Origin of the sequence: Streptomyces sp. NPDC058195 (assembly GCF_042883525.1) — a bacterium.
Lineage (GTDB): Bacteria > Actinomycetota > Actinomycetes > Streptomycetales > Streptomycetaceae > Streptomyces.
The window spans coordinates 37,581-53,214 of the sequence record NZ_JBHVVM010000040.1 but is presented as its reverse complement, the minus strand read 5'-3'; the positions used below and the strand labels follow the sequence as shown (position 1 = coordinate 53,214).

Here is a 15,634-nt window from a genome sequence, read left to right as displayed (position 1 = left end):
TGAACGGGGCTATCCAGGACGACTCCGACGCCGTGATCACACCAGCCATCGCAAGATCATCTCACCCCTGACCAGCAGTTACGGGACAGCCCTTACCCATCCTCGATCGATCTGTCCAATCGCACCCTGCGGTTCCTGACCGGGCGGCTGAAGACCAGGCGGCAGGAGATCGGGACGCGGTGGCGGCGTCTTCCCGCCTCGCGACAGGCCCTGCTCGCAGGTCCTGACCGATCCGTTCGGACGGTTGCTCTGGGCCTCGCCGGCTCTGCCCGGCTCGACTCACGACCTGGCCGCCGCGCGACAGCACGGGATCATCGAAGCCCTCACCGAAGCAGGGCTCAAGTGTTGGGCGGACAAGGCGTATCAAGGCGCCGGCGGACCCGTCCGGGTACCGTTTCGGGGCCGCCGGCTCAAGAGATGGAAGCGCCGCCACCACACCACCCACGCCAAGATCCGCTGCCTTGGCGAGCAGGCCATGGCCACCCTCAAGGGGTGGCGTCTCCTGCGGAAGCTCCGCTGCAGCACCAACCGGATCACCGACGTCGTGAAGGCCGTCCTCGTCCTTCACCACGCATCAGCGTGAGGTTGGAAAACGCTCCTGGCTCTGCCCGATGAGAAGCAGAAACGCTCGCCCCATTTTGAAACGATCAGTTAGTTTTGATCGGCCGTCTGTGGCGGGGCTTTCCTCGGCGCCGAAGTTTCTCGTTCTGATGCGTTCAGCGAGGTGCGCGGCACGAGAGTAAAGGAAACGAACCTCGGCTTGTAGATGCTCGGATCTTTGTAGTGCGCGCCTTCTGTTCCGACAGTGGTGTCCAGGCTGTTGACATTATAGGAAAGCGTCAAGCGGTCACCCGAGGACAGGGTATCGTGAACGTGGGCATTGTACGCGTAGACATTCCCGTCTTCATAGCTCCCCCACAAACCGGTTTCCGGCATCTCGTATACAACCTCCTGGCCCGGAGTGAAGCCGAAGCCGGCGAAGGGGTCACAAGCTGCCCACAGGCGGATTTTCCGACTGAACGCTTCGGTGCTGTCCTGGCTGATCAGGACAAACTGATCGCGCCATTTGGTGACGCTAAACTCGTTACCGACACCGACCATGATGTCGCTACCTTGCGACTCTTCGCCCATCCATGCGTTCTTCTCCTTGTTCAGGAACACCCACTTGTGGGTTTTTGTGAGATCAGTTCCCTTGACGCGTGCGATTCTCATCTTCTTGTCAATGGGTGCGTCGTCCACTCCGTAGATGTAGGTGTAGCCGTCACCGCTTTGCGAGGCAGGAAGGATTGCGGATCCCCACTGAATTTCAGCCCTGCCGATTTCGGGGTCGACGTCGGACGGAAGTTCTTTTATATCTATTGGCTGGTTGAGATTGTTGAGGTCGAAAGTGGCGAGCACCAGTTTCTCGAGTGCAAATCCCCAGTCGTCGGTGGGGTCGTATCTGTGCCACTGGTGAAAGATCACCTGGAGGCGATTCGTCGGCCGCTCTTCGCCATTCAGCTGGACGTCACCGACCATTCCGTCACCGAGCCAGTACCAGCGATAGGGGTCGTCATTCGGCATGATCGCCCGCGGGTCCTCCTTCGTACCTCCGGTAATGGTATGCAAATTGTCACCATCTTGGACGACGAAGGTATTATTGACCAGAGGTGCACTGGTAGGCCGCGTGCCGTTCGAGTTGAGTGGCCCCAGGAAGGTGTCAGAAAACATCCACAGCAATCGCCCGTCAGGGAGTCGGGCAGAGTAGGTCGAGTCACCACCTGTCCAGCCGTCCGGGGTGCCCTTCGCGTAATCGAGGAACTTATTCTCCGGTGGCGCCTTGGATTCAACCTGCTTCGCCACAGGCCATTCGAAATTTGAGCACACCCTGTGCTTGACCACAGAGTACTGAGCGATCTTGCTGGCGAGGCCCGGCTTTTCGTCAATGCCGCAGAGTTGATTGACTCCCGCGCTCATCTTGTAGGTGATCGTGGCGGAAGTGGACCATTTGCGCTTCACGCCGAGATCGATACCTATATCCAGCGTCTTCTTGGCGTCAGGGGACAGTGTCCCCTCCCAGCTGATCCCATCAGAGCCACCCGTTTCGCCGTATCTGTTCCACTCGCTGGAGGTGACCTCTGAGCAATTTTCTATGCTACTGCCGACCCAGTCAGGCCTCTCGATTCTTTCGTCATTGGTGCCGCCAGCAGGTTCGGTCGGCTCCCAAAGCGCCCAAATAAAGGCCTGGTCTTTCCCTTCGTACGAGCACTGGTAATTTTTGTAGCGTATTTCCACCATGTATTTGCGGGCCCACCCCTTGGGGTCCCACTGTGCAGAGGTTCCATTTTTAATGGTGGCAGTCTTCTCCACTGACCAGCCGCCGAGACTTGCCGCAGCCTCGAAGGTAACTTCCGCGTCGCTTTCGAAGGTCATGCCTCCGGTGCCTTCGCCGACGGGGTAGGTCTCGCCTATGTACGCCCAAACATCCGCATCTTTCAGAAATCTTTTCGTCTGACAGGGAGGGATATATTCCTGCAATGTGGCGGGGCTTGCGGTGGTGGGTCTGACTTGAGAGGGAAGAGGCTCCCTTGGCTCTACCTCTCGGAACACCGGGCGCAGTTCGTGTTCCGGCAGGAACTTGTCCACGCCCTCTGGCGTGGTGAGTGGGTCTGCCCAGGGAATGATGCCGGGCGTTCCCCCTGTGTACTCGACGGTTGCCCCGGTCTCGGCGTACTTGTCCCGCTTCCCCTCTCCCGGTATGAGGACACCGAATACGAACTGGACACGGTTGTCGTCGGATATGTAGTCCTGGTTCGTGATGTCGCTTCTCTTCAGCCGGACAGCGAACTCGTTCCCTTCGGTGACCACCGACTTGGTGGGGAACTCCAGGCGGCGCACGGTGTCGCCCGGCTTCAAGTCTGTGACGGTTGCCGGATCCGGATCCGCCATCAGAAAGAACTCAGCGTCATCCAGCGTTTTTTCACCCACGACGCGACCGGTGAGGACCACGGGTCCGTCGGGTTCGAATGAGATGTGGTCAGGTTCAGGCTGGCCTGCCCGCCCCGAGGCGGGTTCAGTCGTGACGTCACTTGCCCCTGCCGTTTCGATGGCCTGGCTCGGCTCTGTCCCGCAGCTCAGAAGGAGGAGAGAAGCAACCAGGCCCAGGATGAGGGGTCTCCGGCGTCTCACTCGCGTAGCGCTTCTCACTAACCGTTCTCCTCGTTCAGCTCGAGTGGTCCTGTGCGTAGTGCGATGGGTTGGACATGGGGCTGTGCTGCGGACGGGCCCGTCCGCAGCACAGCCAGGGGAGATTCAACCGGCCGGCGGAGCCACTGGCGAGGGCGTTTTTACAGAATGGCTTGAAGCACTGGTGACCGGTGCGTGGGGTTCGGCGACGACCCAGCGGCCGATGCGGCGGGCAGACAGTCCGACGTTCCGGTGCGCATCTCGCTCTGGCCGCGACGGGCCAGCGCCCTGGCCCGCGCACACTGAGGGCAGCATGGGCCGCGCACACCTGTCCCTGCACGGCCCACCAGGCCAGTCCCACGGGTCGACACCGCAGGTTTCCGGTCGGGGGACGCGTATGCCGATCCGGTTTTCGTCCGCGTTCGAGGGTTTGGCCCTGATGATCACGAGATGCTGCGGGCGCGGTACTGGCACGCCTGTTGCATGGCTGAGGCGGGTGACGCAGCAGGCACAAGTGAGGTCCCGCAGCGTCTTCTCTCCACCGGCCGCCGGATAGACCACGTCACGCACGGTGCCCTCGGGGCGGCCGAGGGAGGCATCGGCGATCTTCCCGAGCAGGCCGGACTTGCCGCGGACCCGGGTGAACTCGGCGACGAAGTGCTCGGTGACCTTCTTCTCGGCGCGGGCGTTGATGCGGTGCACGGTGGAGTTCAGCAGTTCCACCAGGGTGTCGGTGATCTCCCGCTCGCGGCGGAAGACCAGCGCGGCGAGCAACACATGCCGTACCTCGGGAGCGAAGCGCCGAAGGTGGCTGGGGGAGGACGCCGCGGCTCTGGCCCGCCAGGCGTCGATGATCTGCGGCCCGATCCGGGCGAAGGCGTCAGCCGGGACTGACAGGGCGCGGACCTGCTTCAGCTTGGCTATCTCGTCCAGTAGGGAGTTCAGGCTGACGTTTCCGGGGTGGGCCTTGATCTGCGACAAGACCGCCTCGATGTCCTCGGCCTCCTCGTCCCCGGGTTCGTCGTCCTGGTCGCCGACGGTGTCGGTGAAGACCAGGGCGTCCAGCCGCCGCGTGCACCCATCGGCCAGTGCCAGCCGGGCGGCGGCCTCTTCGACCGCGCGTTCCTCGGCATGGTGCAGGGCGGAGCGGATGATGGTGGTGACCTGGTCGGTCGTGGGCGGCTCGATCAGGTCGATGCGCATCTGCTTGAGCAGTTCGGCGCGGATCGGCTCCTCGCGGCGCTCGTCGTGCCAGATCTCATCAACCAGCCACGAGGTGAGCTTCACCATGTCGGTGCGAGTGCACTCGTGCCAGCCGGTCAGCTCCCGCAGCTCGGTGCGGTGGCGCTGGGCGGTCCGGGCAGTGGAGGTCGTACGCGGCCAGCTCGCCGGGGTCGACGTCGACCTGGCGGGCGATGTGCGCGACCGCGTCGCGCGGCAGTTCCAGGCGCATTTTCGGGAACCGGCCGCGCCAGAGCAGGAATTTCATCTGCACCGCGAACCTTATCTTCAGTTGGCTAACGGGACGTGCCTCTGACCAGGCCCTCTGTCACGCGGACACTGTGTTTGACGTAGGACCATCGGCGGCGAGAAGACGCTGAGCAGGCTCCATGCCCGATGGAATTTTCACCTGCGGATTCACTCGGGCGAGTTACTCGTCCTCCGGCCAGGGGGCTTGCCCTGTGGACTGGCTGATCTCAACGGCGACGTGCTTCTCCGTTCGGTCAACCAGGCGAGTGACGTGGTTGTAGTACTCGTTGACCTGGGGCTTCGTAACACTGTTGGCTGCCGATCCTCGATGCGCGATCTCGCCTCTGAGCGTGATGAAGTCGTTGAGTTTGTCCTGAGCCCTCTCCACCGTCATGCCAGGCCAGTACCACTTCTTCGAGACGTCTTCGATGCCCACTGCACGGCTGAAGAGGTCGTTGATCTGCGGCGTTTTAGGAGTGTTGAGCTTGCGGTTGCGTTCCTCCTGTAGACGCTGGAGCCGGGAAGACAGGACCGTGCGCCACCCGTCTCCCGCGAGCTGCCAGATCGCGAGGTCATGCTTGTCAGCCTTCAGCTCCTTGGCCACCAGCTGCTGAAGCGGCTGGGGAAGAGCGCTTGCATCAGGTGCGTGATCAACGAGGTGAGTGAGCGCTTCCGCAGCAAGGTCTTCGCAGAACGCCTCCCAGAAAGCAGTCAGGAGCACGATGGCCGACTTATGAAGGGACTCGACCTTCCAGCGGCGGCCTGGGGCGTCTCCGGTGATGTCTGCATGTATCTCCAGCAGGCGATCGACGTCCTCGCAGTTCTTGCTGAACGCGATGCGGGCCTGGCTGCTCATCAGTGTTCTCCGGCTTCTGTCACGTGGTTCTTCGTTGTGCGTAGTTCACCGTACGAACGCGCGATCTGTTCACGAAGCTGCTGATTCTCCTTCTCCAGGTGGCGATTGCGGGCGGTCGCAGCCTCCAGTCGCCTGAGAAGGGAGCTGTGCGAGGCGCGTTGTTGAGCGGGAACCTGGGGCATCGTCCGAACCGAGTCGCGACGCTCGCGAAGTCGGCTGATCTCGGCCCGCAGGTCAGACTGCGTATAGAGCCACGACCGTGAGACGCCGGCCTCTCGGGCGACGGCTTCGAAGCTGACGGGCTGTCCGGTAGCGTCCATGCGCCGCAATGCGGCGACGGCCCGGGAACGGGTTGCGGCTGCCCGCTGCCGGGCCGCGTCGACGACGTGTTGGGAGTTGTCAGCCCGCATCCGCGGCCTCCGGCGCGTCTCCGTCGGCGTCGAGCTCGCCGATCATCCGGTCCAGGTTGATCAGGACCTGCTCGTTCATCTCCGCCACCCGCTGGTGGCCGCAGCCCTTGGCGTTGTCGATGAGAGTGAGGGTCCGTCCTCGCTGGGCCTGGAGCTCGGGCAGGAACTCGGGGCCGGTGACGAAGACCGGGCAGGTCAGGCACGCATTGGCATGCGGACACGTCTTTTGAACGGGAAGTCCGCAGTAGCCGTTGGGCAAGGCCTGGGTGGCGATTCCGTAGCGGGTCTTGGCCCATTCGGCCTGGGCCAGCGGCCCGTCAGGGCCGAGAGCGACCCGTTCCCCCTGGATGTTGATCTTGGTGGCGGCTTCCCAGTGGCGCCGGACTGTCTGGTCGGTGATCCGTGCGTAGTGGGCCGTCATCTGGTGCGAGTCGTGGTCGAGGAGGACGCGCACGACTTCCTGCGGGACATCGCGGTTGATCAGCCGGGTGGCGAAGGTATGGCGCCACTGGTGCGGGGTCAGGTGGACGGGGAGGCCGTTCTCGTCCCGGACGTCGCACTGGGTGAGCCAGCGTTTGAGCATCTGCCGGTAGGTGTCTGGGGGGAAGTGGTGCTTCCCGCTGGCGTTGCCCTTCAGCCGGGGGAAGAGGTGCGGGTTGCCGTCCGGCCAGCGCTCCAGGACACGCTGCTGCTGAGACCGGATCTCTGCCTCAATCTCTTCGTCGATGGGAACGGCGGCCTCACGGCTCATCTTGTTGTTGAAATAGCGCAGGTAGGGGGCGCGTTGGCCGTCGTGCAGCAGGCAGTCGAAGCGGATGGTGCAGGCGTCGGAGACCCGTAGGCCGCAGCGGACGAGAATAAGCGTGATCAGCCGGGCTGAGGGGTCGGTCCACTGGTCGAGGTTCGCGGGCTGTTCGACCTGGGTCATGATGTGCTCCGCGAGATGGCGGGCCAGACGGGAGCGACGGCGGGGACAATCGCCGGTGAAGAACGCGGCGCTGGTCGGCAGGGAGTGGTCCCAGCCGTGCTGGCGGATGCCCTGGAAGAACAGGTGCAGGCCGTTGACGCGGCTCTCGTTCGAGCTGAGCCCGCCGGGAAGATCGGTCAGCCAGGCCAAGTAGCGCTCCAGCAGGGGCCGGTCGACGTCACCCAGGCCGCGAACGGCGGGGCCGACGACCGTGACGAACTCGCTGAACCGGGTCAGGGCCTGCATGTCGCCCGTGACCGTGCTGACGTTCAGGCCGGACGACAACCGCAGTCTGATCCATCGCTTCGCGAGGGCTCGCAGCCAGGGCTGAGCGAGGCGGTCGAATCGCAGCTCACTGCGCGGGCGGGGTCGGCTGGCACTGCGGTTGAGTCCGTTCAGTTTGCCCAGCCGCCAGACGTCGCGGGCGTATTCGACTTCCCAGCCGGTGCCGTCGCGCAGGGTCTCCACCGCGTCCCGGGCGAAGAGCAGGAATGCCTCGACGCGCTTGCCGTAGCCGCCGGACCCTCCCGGTTGCTGGTAGGCCGACCCGGTGCCACCGCTCGGCGGAGTAGTCGAGCAGGGAAGTGACGCGCTCATCCTGGGCCCGGCGGATGGCGGCTGCGATCAGGCGGGCCGGGGCGGTGACGGTCTGCGCATCCCGGCGGGCCTGGACGGCGTGCTGGAACTCCAGCTTGAGCTGAGGCGCGAGACCGCGGAAATCCACCCGGGGCAGGCCGAAGGACTGGTACTCGGTGATGAAGTCCTCGACGGGCGGGTCTCCGTCCTGGCGCCACCGGACATGATGGCTCTTGCAGAACGCGTTCGCCTGGTTCTCCACCCACAACGTGCACGTCGGCAGGGCGCACTCGGTGCGGTCGGTGCCCGGCAGCGGCGACGCTGAGGCCGCCCAGGCAAAGGAATCGGTGCTGCCGGAGCGGGACCACTTGTCGCGATGCCGCGAGCAGAGTCCCTTGCCGGCGGCCCCGAAACGGCAGCCGCTGACGGTGCAGTGCGTGAGTTCGGCGACGCCGCGGAGTCGCGGCCCAGGATCGGCCAGGAACACAGCGGTGTCCGGACTTCCGACCCGGCGCCACCGCTGGGCATGTCCGGTGCACATGCCCTTTTCGTGCGCGGCACGGTTGCAGTCCGGGATTGGGCAGCGCTTCCAGCCCAGCACCGGGTCATCAGGGTCAGGAAGCAGCACGTCGACACGGAATTCCGGGCGGACGGCAGCCTGTAGTTCCTCCAGCAGCCCGGCTCGGCCAAACGGAACTACAGAGAGAGGCGTGACGGTCACAGCTGCACCTCCCGGCCGTTGAACCAGCCCGCGGCCTCCAGTGTCCGACGGGCGTCTTCGACCGTGAGGTGACCGTACGTGTCGATCGTGGTGGTGATCGATGCGTGTCCGAGGAGCTCTTTCACGCTCTCCATACCAGCGCCCTTGCGCAGTAGCCAGGTGGCGTAGGTGTGCCGGAACTGGTGCGGTTCGAAGTCGATGCCGGTGCGGCGCCGGAGCCGAATCACCAGGTCGTAGGTGGCGGAGTAGGTGAGCGGACGGCCCCAGAGATTGACGAACACGTAGTCCGAGTCGAGGGCGCCGTACTCCCGGTTGAGGTAATCGGCATACAGCCGCATCAGCTCTGCGCTGGCCGGGACGTCCCGGGAGCGGCCAGCCTTGGCCCGGACCCGGTTCGCGTTCGGGCGCGGGATGACGCTCACCTGTCGTTCGGCCAGCGTGATGTCCTCATGCCGCAGGCCCAGGGCCTCGCCGATCCGCAGGCCGGTGTCCAGCAGCAGCGCGAACAGCAGCCGGTCCCGCAGATGCTCACATGCGTCCAGAATGGTCTGGGCGTCCTCGGCGGACAGTACCGACGGCCGCCGGACCGGTTGCCGCAGTCGGATCGTGCGGGCCTTCTGCGGACGGCTCTTGGCGATGTGTTCCAGGAACGGCTTGTACGAACTGCCGCGGCCACGGCGGCCGGCGGGCCGCATCGTCACCATCAGACCGCCGAGCGGAACCCCGTGACGGGCGTGGAACTCGCAGAACGACGACAGCGCGGCAAGCTTGCGGTTCACGCTGGACTCCGCGCAGTGGTGGTCCACCGAGGGCAGCACCACGACCTTGCCCTCCCGAGCCAGCGGCGGTAGCCGCAGCCAGGCCACGAACCCGGCGACGTCCTCCAACGCCACCGCCTGCCAGCGCAGCCCCCGCCCGCCAAGGTAGGCGAACCAGTCCTTCAGGTCGCGGGCGTACGCCTTGACTGTGTTCGGCGACTTCTCGACCGCCGACAGGTAGGACAGGTAGCGCTCGATCGGCGCGACGGGCACGTGGTCGTCCCCGAGTACGGTCCACGACTCGGCGTCCGAGTCCGGCATCAGTACGCGCTGTACGCGCATGGAACCTCCCGCTTATCCGTGGTGGATGACGGAAGGTAATCCCATCCACGACGAAGCGGACTGCCCTTCACTCGTACGTGCTGCACGTGATGGACGGGGGCTCAAGGACTCCAGATAACGAACCCGAGCCGGGTGGCGCCGGTCTTGTTGCGCAGCCAGAGGGTCTCCTCGCTGTTCAGCGTGAAGTGGTCGACGACCTCGTCCAGGCCCAGATCCCGCGCCATCCCGCCCTTTCACCGTCAGCCCGTCACGGCGGCAGGCCGCCCGGCGCGGACCGCCGCAGGTGAGACCGGTGACGCACCTCGTGATGTCCTAGTCGGGACCGTCCCGCGACGGCGACGACGAACGGCGGTCCCTGGCGCGCGATCCGTGCGGTGCCCCCGAGCGCCGCGGCCCGCCGTTCCTCGTACCGCCGCCGCGCCTGAACGGCACGCACCTCGGCGGCGGGGTCAGGTACGCCGTGGCCGGAGCGGATGATTGACCCGGAAACGCCCGCAGCTCGACCTGGGCGCGACACACTGGGCGGCATGAGCAGATACGCGGAGGTCATCGTCCTCGCCCGGCACGCCGAAGCCGTGATGGAGCCGCTGACCCGCCCCGATCCGGAGCGGGAGTGGTACCAGTGCTTTACCCGCGTCGACGACTCCGTCTTCGAGGGCACAGGCTCCGGCTCGGCGGAGTGCTACGCCTGGGTCATCCAGTTCATCCGGCACAACTGGCGCGGGCTGCTGCCCCAGCTGGAGTCCTTGCCGTGGCCCGACCCGCACTCCGTGCAGGTCCTGGTCCGCGACGAGGAAGACGACTGCTTCGGTCTGTGGATGCTGTACGACGGCAAGCTCACGGAGGTCTCTCTCCCCCGCACCTACCGACGCCACGACCCAGGCATCAGCGTGACGGGGACGCTGAGCAGAGATCTATCTGGCCACGACCACTGAACTGAGCCGACGATTCGCCCGGATCTACATCACCCTCGGCACCCACGACCCGCTCTACCAGCACTTCTGCCGCCTTCGCGGAGAACGACCTCAGTGACTCGTCTCCCAGTCAAGCACGAGCGCCCGTGACGTGAGGGATCTCAGTCATCATCGGAGATCGGGAACATCTCGGCATAGGGGTCCGGGCCAGCTCGGATGAGAAACGACAGGCCAGGCATCACGGTAAACGGAAATTGCCACTGGCATATGCGTTTTCCCGCGGAACGCTGAGGCCTGCCTGAGGACATGGACTGCGGCCCTGGCCAGGGATTGAACCCTCCCCAGGCCGTACTTCATCTCATGCAGGGCGTGGGGGACGATCAGGTCAATTTCCTGCTGCGTGCCGAGCACCCAGTCCTGACGCACCTGCGTTTCGTGCACCGCAAGGAGCATGTCCCGAACCAGCGCCGCGGTGACGGCCTTCGCGTGAGCCCCGGGCACGGCCGGCGCACTGGCCCGTGTCGCCGTTGCGTCGCTGTCCGCAGCCGGGTCTCCGGTGAACAGGCCCAACTGCTCCGTCAGATGCAAGGCCTCAGAAGAGGTCGAAGCTCTCTCGCTCGGAGGGCTGTCCGGGACGAGCTTGCTGATCCTCTGATGCACCAGCTCCGCCACCTCATGGGCTGGCAGTCCCTGCGCACACACGATGTCGTTGGGCGTGATTGGGGGCAGGGGGGATTCGCGTACCCGGATCACGACACAGCCCGAGGCCGTCAGATCGGCGGTCTTGTCGCTGTCCGCCTGCATCCGGCCCTTGTGCCAGTACGCGCCGTCGTACTCCACTACTACCGCCGGCGTCCCGGGCAGGAGCATGTCGACTCTCCAGGCTCGGATTCGTCGCCCACCGCTGCTGTTTCGGCACCGCGGGACCGAAGCCGGGCTCTCCAGCGACGCATACCTCTCGCGCAGGGCCACGAAGATCTCCTGCTCCCTGCGCGAGACCCCCTTCTTCGCGCACCGGGGACATCCCGTGCCGACGGCATGACGATTGTTGACCGAAGTCCTCCACCGGTGATCCTCGTCGCGACCGCAGCGCCACCAAACGCTCAGCGTGGACGTCACCTTCTCCTCAAAGGGCAGCCCGGGCGGATTCTCGGCATGCTCCACGTCGTACTCGTCCAGCAGGTCGGGGCGTAGGTACGCCCAGGTCCTGTTCGTCCTCCAGCCGGCCTCGGCGAGGGCATCCGTCCACGCCCGGCGGGACTCTCCCAGTCTGAGCTGCTGCTGTCTGCGCCATTGAACGTAGTCGTCCACGGGCAGCTCTTTTCGTCCCTCGGCCAGAAAGACTTCGCTCAGCGCCTGCTCCTGGGCCTGAATCCAGTTGGTAGCGACGTGATGTTCGGTGACAAATGCCTCTTCGTTCAGACCGCTTCTCGCCCGCGGAAAAGGAAGAGCCTCACTTGAAGAGATATGTCCGTTATTCATCACTGCAGGGTCTACCAGATCTGGCGCGGCATACTCCGGCGCCCCACGGAGGGCAGGCCGGACAATCCCGGGGACAGCACTGAGGAGCGACGGTGCCAGGGGCCTGGGGGCGCGGGCCAGGTGCACCCCTGGCGTAGGCGGGGCCGTTTTCAATCCGGTAGCCGATGTCACGGGGAGCCCGGCACAGGGGTGCGGGGGTCAGCTCCTGGCAGGGCCTTGGCGTTGTCGCCCGGGAGCGGGGGCGGCCTATCCGTGTGCGGGGGTGCGCGTGTGGCGGTGGATCAGGTCGAGGATGTCTCCGCCGAGTCGGAGGCGGGGCACAGTGTCCGGAGGGAACCATGCCAGCATGACGCCCTCGGTCAGGTGGAGGCGGCTCGGGTCGCCGTTCCAGAGGGCGGCGTAGGTCCGGACCGGCATGGTCAGGCCGTCGGAGTCCTGGATCCCCGTGTCGAGAAGCTTCTCCAGCCGTTCGGGAACGATGCCGGCCTCCTCCTGGAGCTCGCGCCGGATCGTGTCCTCGGGTGCGCGGTCGCCGGGCTCGTGGCCGCCGCCCGGCAGGGCCCAGCACCCCGGGGCCCAGATGCCCTCCCGCATGTCCCGCAGGTGCAGGAGGTACTCCCCGCGCGAGTTGTAAATCAGTGCCGAGGTGTTCAGCGGGGCGGCCTGGCCGTTCAGCACGGCCGCCTTGCTCCCGAGTTCCGCGAGGCAGGCGTCTGCCAGGGATCCCCAGGATGTCTCGGTGGTGCCGGGGGTGTGCGCGAGGTAGAAGGCGAAGCGGAGATCGGCGACCGGTACGTCCGGTGTCGTGGTGATCGAGGCGGGGGCCGGGGCGATGTCGATCGGGATGCGGAGGTACTGCGGGGTGAGGCAGAGGTCGGCCGGGCGGATGCCGGTCTGCTCGTGGACCGCGCGCAGGGCCGTGGACAGAGGGCCGCGGTCGCCGCTCTCGGGCCTGGTGCTCGGCAGTCCCGGCCCGGTGGGGGTGGGCACGTGAAGGACTTGGCGGTCGGGGCTGACCACTACGGCAGTGCAGGTCATCGGAGAGCCGTGGGTGGTGTCCAGGGCGGCTTCCACGGGGGCGAGGCGGTCGCTCTCGTCGGGGTGCCGGGTGAGGTAGGAGGTGAGCAGGGAGCGGAGTTCGGATCGGCTGGGCACAGGATGGACCTCGGTATGAAGCGAGTGGGGGCGGGGTGCCGGCGGGTTCGGGAATGGTCCCACGCTCATGGCCGCGGCAGAGCGGGAACGCGCTCGTCCGGCTCGGGGTCGGTAGCCAGTCGGGCGTGGAGGTGGGAGTCGTAGCGGGTGCCGGTGTGGTCGGTGGCGGCATCCCGCATGACGCCCTCAAGGAGGAGTCCGGCCCTGGCCGCGACCGTGCATGAGGCCGGGTTGCCGGTGGAGTGGTGCAGGGCGATGCGGTGGAGGCCCAGGCCGCCGCGCGCGGCGGGGGTCAGCGCCCACCGCGCGGCGGTCAGCAGCGCGTTCGCCGCGAGGCCCTGCCTGCGGGCCCATGGTGCGATCCAGCTGCCGACTTCGGCGTTGCCGTTGTCGATGCGGCGCAGGCCGATGTAGCCGGTGAGGCGGTCGGTGCGGGGATCGGCGATCGCGAACTGGGGGATCCCGTCGGACCAGGCGGCAAGGCGGGTGGACAGCCACCGCTCGGCGCGCTCGTCGGCGGGCAGTGACTGCAGGTGGGCGCCAGTGGCCCACTGGATGATCTCCACGTCGTCGAGGGCCTGGGCGATGAGCGGCCTGTCGGCAGGGCAGAAGGGGCGCAGCGTCAGGTTGTGGCCGGTCAGGCGCGTGGGCAGTCGGTGTGTCACGGGTGGCTCCTCACCGGGTGGGTTCTGGGCTGGGTGGAGAGTTCGGCGACGTACTTGGTGAGGTGGACGTCGGGTCGGTAGGCCAGGCGGTGGTGATCTACGGGGAGGCCGAAGAGGCCGCGGAGGGTCTGGCCGACGAGGTCGGCGCCGGCGGCTTCGCTGAGCCGGAATCCGGCGGCGAGGCGGTGGTTGACCTCGGTGATCACGACGGGGTCGGGGTGACCGGTGGTGAGGAAGCCCTGGACGTCGCAGGGGCCGGTGGCGCCGATGGCCGTGAGGGTGGCTTTGACCAGCCTTGTTGCCTGCTCGTGCTGGAAGGTGGAGGCGACCATCGACATGCCGCCGTGGACCAGGAGGCGGCGGCGCAGAACGACGGAGGCGTGGCCGTCTCGGTCGACGAGGCAGTCGGCGCTGAATTCCTGGCCGGTGATGCGCTGTTGCACGATCGGGTCTGTGACCAGTTCGCACAGCACCGCGGCCTGCTCGTGGGTGGTGCAGAAGTGGACGTCCTTGGATCCTTGCCCCCGGCGGGGCTTGACGACGAGTCCGTCGGATGCGGGGAGTGTGGACAGGGCGTCCGGGAGGGCGGTGAGGGGGGTGGGGATACCTGCGGCGGTGACGGCCTGGTGGAAGAGGGCCTTGTCCAGGGTGGTGGTGGCGGTGGCGGGTGAGGGCAGCCATGTCCGGATGCCTGCCGCGTCGAGTTCGCCCTGCATGGTGATGAGGAGCGGCAGTTCGCGTTCGACGCCCGAGATGATGGCGTCGGGGCGGAAGCCGGTGAGCAGGGAGCGAAGGTCGTCCTTGTAGTCCGGGCTGTCGGCGCGGGCGACGACGCGGGAGGAGATGCCCGGGATGATCAGTCCGGGCGCCAGGGGGTTGGAGTCGGTGCCCATCACGGTATGGCCGGCAGAGGCCAGGCAGGCGGCGAGGTCGAGGCCGGGGGCCCCGCCCACGCCGGTCACCAGAAGACGCCGCAGCGGGGCCGTGGTGTCGCAGGGTGCGGTCATTGCGCGCTCCTTCCGGCCAGGGCGTCGAGGAGTGCGCCGGCCGTCCACCGGGCGTCGTCGGGGGTCATGGCCGGGTGGAAGGGCAGGCTGAGGATCTCCCGGGCGGCCTGTTCGGTGACGGGCAGGGGCCGGGTCCACTGGGCGAACGCCGGCTGCAGGTGGTTGGGCGGGTAGTGGACACCCACACCGATTCCCCTGTCCCGCATGATCCGGTGGACACGGTCACGGCCGGACACGCGGACGACGCAGTTGAACGGGACGGCATCCTCGCCGGCATCGACAAGAGCGACACCGGAGGCACCGTGCAGAGCCTGTGCGTACGCCTTCCACAGAGCGGTCCGCAGGGCCGCGACCTCGTTGAACCGTGCCAGCTGGACGCGGCCGACCGCTGCGTTGATGTCCGGCAGGACACCGCGCAGACCGGGGCCCCGGACGCTGTAGGTCGTGGTGCGGATGCGGTCGGTCTGGGAGCTGGTGATGCCGAGGAAGCGCATCTGGCGGAGGGTTTCGGCCTCCTGGCCGCTGCGCGGGACGACGGCTCCGCCGACCAGCGCTGTCAGCTGTTTGATCGGTCCGAAGGAGTAAACCGTTGTGCGGGCGGGCTGATCGGTCCGCCGGGATCCGAACGCCTGCGCGGCGTCCTCCACGATGTGGATGTTCCGGCTTCGCAGTTCGGTGGCGATGGCGGAGAGGTCGACCGGCCGTCCGCCGTAGAGGACGGGCAGGACCGCGCGTGTGGCCGGGGTGATGGCCTCCCGCACGGCCTGCGGCTCCACGCACAGGGTGCCGGGGGCGTGGTCGATGAAGCGGGGGGCGGCTCCCAGCGCGACGATCGGCTGGATCGTGGCGGCGAACGTCTGGGAGGGGACGATCACCTCGGTGCCCGGGCCGACACCGCATGCCTGGAGCGCGAGGTGGATTCCCACGGTGGCGGAGGAGACGGCGACGACATCGGGCACCCCCAGGTAGTGGGCGAGTTCCTGCTCGAACAGGTCCGCCTGGGGGCCGTGGCCGTACTGGCCGGCTTCCACGGCCGCTGCCATGGCGGCCGTTTCCGGCCCGTGCAGGTAGGGGCGCGCGTTGCGGCGCACCGCGTCCGGAGTGGCGGTGCTGATGGACGAGGCGGGCATGAGTCTCCTTCAGATG

Annotated in this window: 13 protein-coding genes and 2 pseudogenes; 2 read left to right on the top strand and 13 right to left on the bottom strand. The window is 66.6% G+C overall.

What is annotated here, in order from left to right; genetic code table 11:
* Positions 1-105 precede the first annotated feature (105 nt).
* Positions 106-583 (top strand): annotated as a pseudogene (locus ACFVWY_RS33010) (transposase family protein).
* Positions 584-651: 68 nt separating this feature from the next.
* Here ACFVWY_RS33010 and ACFVWY_RS33005 read toward each other — a convergent pair.
* From ACFVWY_RS33005 to ACFVWY_RS32970, 8 genes and pseudogenes are all read right to left on the bottom strand, one after another.
* The gene (locus ACFVWY_RS33005) at positions 652-2,988 is read right to left on the bottom strand and encodes a hypothetical protein (RefSeq protein WP_389878599.1); all 2,337 of its coding nucleotides are present in this window, start codon (positions 2,986-2,988) and stop codon (positions 652-654) included.
* A 303-nt stretch (positions 2,989-3,291) separates the two neighbouring features.
* Positions 3,292-4,500: pseudogene (locus ACFVWY_RS33000) on the bottom strand (hypothetical protein); the annotation flags it as partial.
* The gene (locus ACFVWY_RS32995) at positions 4,427-4,654 is read right to left on the bottom strand and encodes a hypothetical protein (protein WP_389878598.1); all 228 of its coding nucleotides are present in this window, start codon (positions 4,652-4,654) and stop codon (positions 4,427-4,429) included. The gene ACFVWY_RS32995 and the pseudogene ACFVWY_RS33000, both read right to left, overlap by 74 nt.
* Before the next feature lie 162 nt (positions 4,655-4,816).
* Positions 4,817-5,491, bottom strand: a complete 675-nt coding sequence (locus ACFVWY_RS32990) for a HEPN domain-containing protein (protein ID WP_389878597.1) — start codon at positions 5,489-5,491, stop codon at positions 4,817-4,819.
* The gene (locus ACFVWY_RS32985) at positions 5,491-5,901 is read right to left on the bottom strand and encodes a DUF6262 family protein (RefSeq protein WP_389878596.1); all 411 of its coding nucleotides are present in this window, start codon (positions 5,899-5,901) and stop codon (positions 5,491-5,493) included. The genes ACFVWY_RS32990 and ACFVWY_RS32985 overlap by 1 nt, the downstream gene beginning before the upstream one ends.
* Positions 5,891-7,465 carry a tyrosine-type recombinase/integrase gene (locus tag ACFVWY_RS32980; RefSeq protein WP_389878595.1) on the bottom strand — a complete coding sequence of 525 codons (1,575 nt, stop codon included), beginning with the start codon at positions 7,463-7,465 and terminating at the stop codon, positions 5,891-5,893. The genes ACFVWY_RS32985 and ACFVWY_RS32980 overlap by 11 nt, the downstream gene beginning before the upstream one ends.
* Before the next feature lie 696 nt (positions 7,466-8,161).
* Positions 8,162-9,265: a tyrosine-type recombinase/integrase gene (locus tag ACFVWY_RS32975; RefSeq protein ID WP_389878594.1), complete on the bottom strand. Its 1,104-nt coding sequence runs from the start codon at positions 9,263-9,265 to the stop codon at positions 8,162-8,164.
* Between the two features lie 101 nt (positions 9,266-9,366).
* Positions 9,367-9,489 (bottom strand): hypothetical protein, encoded by a 123-nt coding sequence (locus ACFVWY_RS32970; RefSeq protein WP_389878593.1) that lies wholly within the window; start codon positions 9,487-9,489, stop codon positions 9,367-9,369.
* Between the two features lie 303 nt (positions 9,490-9,792).
* On the opposite strand from ACFVWY_RS32970, the gene ACFVWY_RS32965 reads away from it, so the two are divergent.
* Positions 9,793-10,200 carry a hypothetical protein gene (locus ACFVWY_RS32965; protein WP_389878592.1) on the top strand — a complete coding sequence of 136 codons (408 nt, stop codon included), beginning with the start codon at positions 9,793-9,795 and terminating at the stop codon, positions 10,198-10,200.
* 147 nt (positions 10,201-10,347) lie between these two features.
* Here ACFVWY_RS32965 and ACFVWY_RS32960 read toward each other — a convergent pair whose 3' ends face one another.
* The 5 genes from ACFVWY_RS32960 to ACFVWY_RS32940 form a co-directional block, all read right to left on the bottom strand.
* Positions 10,348-11,661 (bottom strand): zinc-ribbon domain-containing protein, encoded by a 1,314-nt coding sequence (locus ACFVWY_RS32960; protein ID WP_389878591.1) that lies wholly within the window; start codon positions 11,659-11,661, stop codon positions 10,348-10,350.
* Positions 11,662-11,907: 246 nt separating this feature from the next.
* Positions 11,908-12,816: an NUDIX domain-containing protein gene (locus ACFVWY_RS32955; protein ID WP_389878590.1), complete on the bottom strand. Its 909-nt coding sequence runs from the start codon at positions 12,814-12,816 to the stop codon at positions 11,908-11,910.
* Positions 12,817-12,881: 65 nt separating this feature from the next.
* Complete coding sequence (locus ACFVWY_RS32950) at positions 12,882-13,481, bottom strand: GNAT family N-acetyltransferase (protein ID WP_389878589.1); 600 nt, start codon at positions 13,479-13,481, stop codon at positions 12,882-12,884.
* The gene (locus ACFVWY_RS32945) at positions 13,478-14,488 is read right to left on the bottom strand and encodes an ATP-grasp domain-containing protein (RefSeq protein WP_389878588.1); all 1,011 of its coding nucleotides are present in this window, start codon (positions 14,486-14,488) and stop codon (positions 13,478-13,480) included. Before ACFVWY_RS32945 ends, ACFVWY_RS32950 begins: the two co-directional genes overlap by 4 nt.
* A complete protein-coding gene (locus ACFVWY_RS32940) occupies positions 14,485-15,618 on the bottom strand; it encodes a DegT/DnrJ/EryC1/StrS family aminotransferase (RefSeq protein ID WP_389878587.1) in 1,134 nt (377 codons plus the stop codon). Before ACFVWY_RS32940 ends, ACFVWY_RS32945 begins: the two co-directional genes overlap by 4 nt.
* Positions 15,619-15,634: the final 16 nt, after the last annotated feature.

Excerpts from the sequence above, each read along its gene's own strand:
- ACFVWY_RS32995 (WP_389878598.1), bottom strand. The coding sequence starts at position 4,654 with ATGAAATTCCTGCTCTGGCGCGGCCGGTTCCCGAAAATGCGCCTGGAA.
- ACFVWY_RS32990 (WP_389878597.1), bottom strand. The coding sequence starts at position 5,491 with ATGAGCAGCCAGGCCCGCATCGCGTTCAGCAAGAACTGCGAGGACGTC.
- ACFVWY_RS32985 (WP_389878596.1), bottom strand. The coding sequence starts at position 5,901 with ATGCGGGCTGACAACTCCCAACACGTCGTCGACGCGGCCCGGCAGCGG.
- ACFVWY_RS32980 (WP_389878595.1), bottom strand. The coding sequence starts at position 7,465 with ATGAGCGCGTCACTTCCCTGCTCGACTACTCCGCCGAGCGGTGGCACC.
- ACFVWY_RS32975 (WP_389878594.1), bottom strand. The coding sequence starts at position 9,265 with ATGCGCGTACAGCGCGTACTGATGCCGGACTCGGACGCCGAGTCGTGG.
- ACFVWY_RS32970 (WP_389878593.1), bottom strand. The coding sequence starts at position 9,489 with ATGGCGCGGGATCTGGGCCTGGACGAGGTCGTCGACCACTTCACGCTG.
- ACFVWY_RS32965 (WP_389878592.1), top strand. The coding sequence starts at position 9,793 with ATGAGCAGATACGCGGAGGTCATCGTCCTCGCCCGGCACGCCGAAGCC.
- ACFVWY_RS32960 (WP_389878591.1), bottom strand. The coding sequence starts at position 11,661 with ATGAATAACGGACATATCTCTTCAAGTGAGGCTCTTCCTTTTCCGCGG.
- ACFVWY_RS32945 (WP_389878588.1), bottom strand. The coding sequence starts at position 14,488 with ATGACCGCACCCTGCGACACCACGGCCCCGCTGCGGCGTCTTCTGGTG.
- ACFVWY_RS32940 (WP_389878587.1), bottom strand. The coding sequence starts at position 15,618 with ATGCCCGCCTCGTCCATCAGCACCGCCACTCCGGACGCGGTGCGCCGC.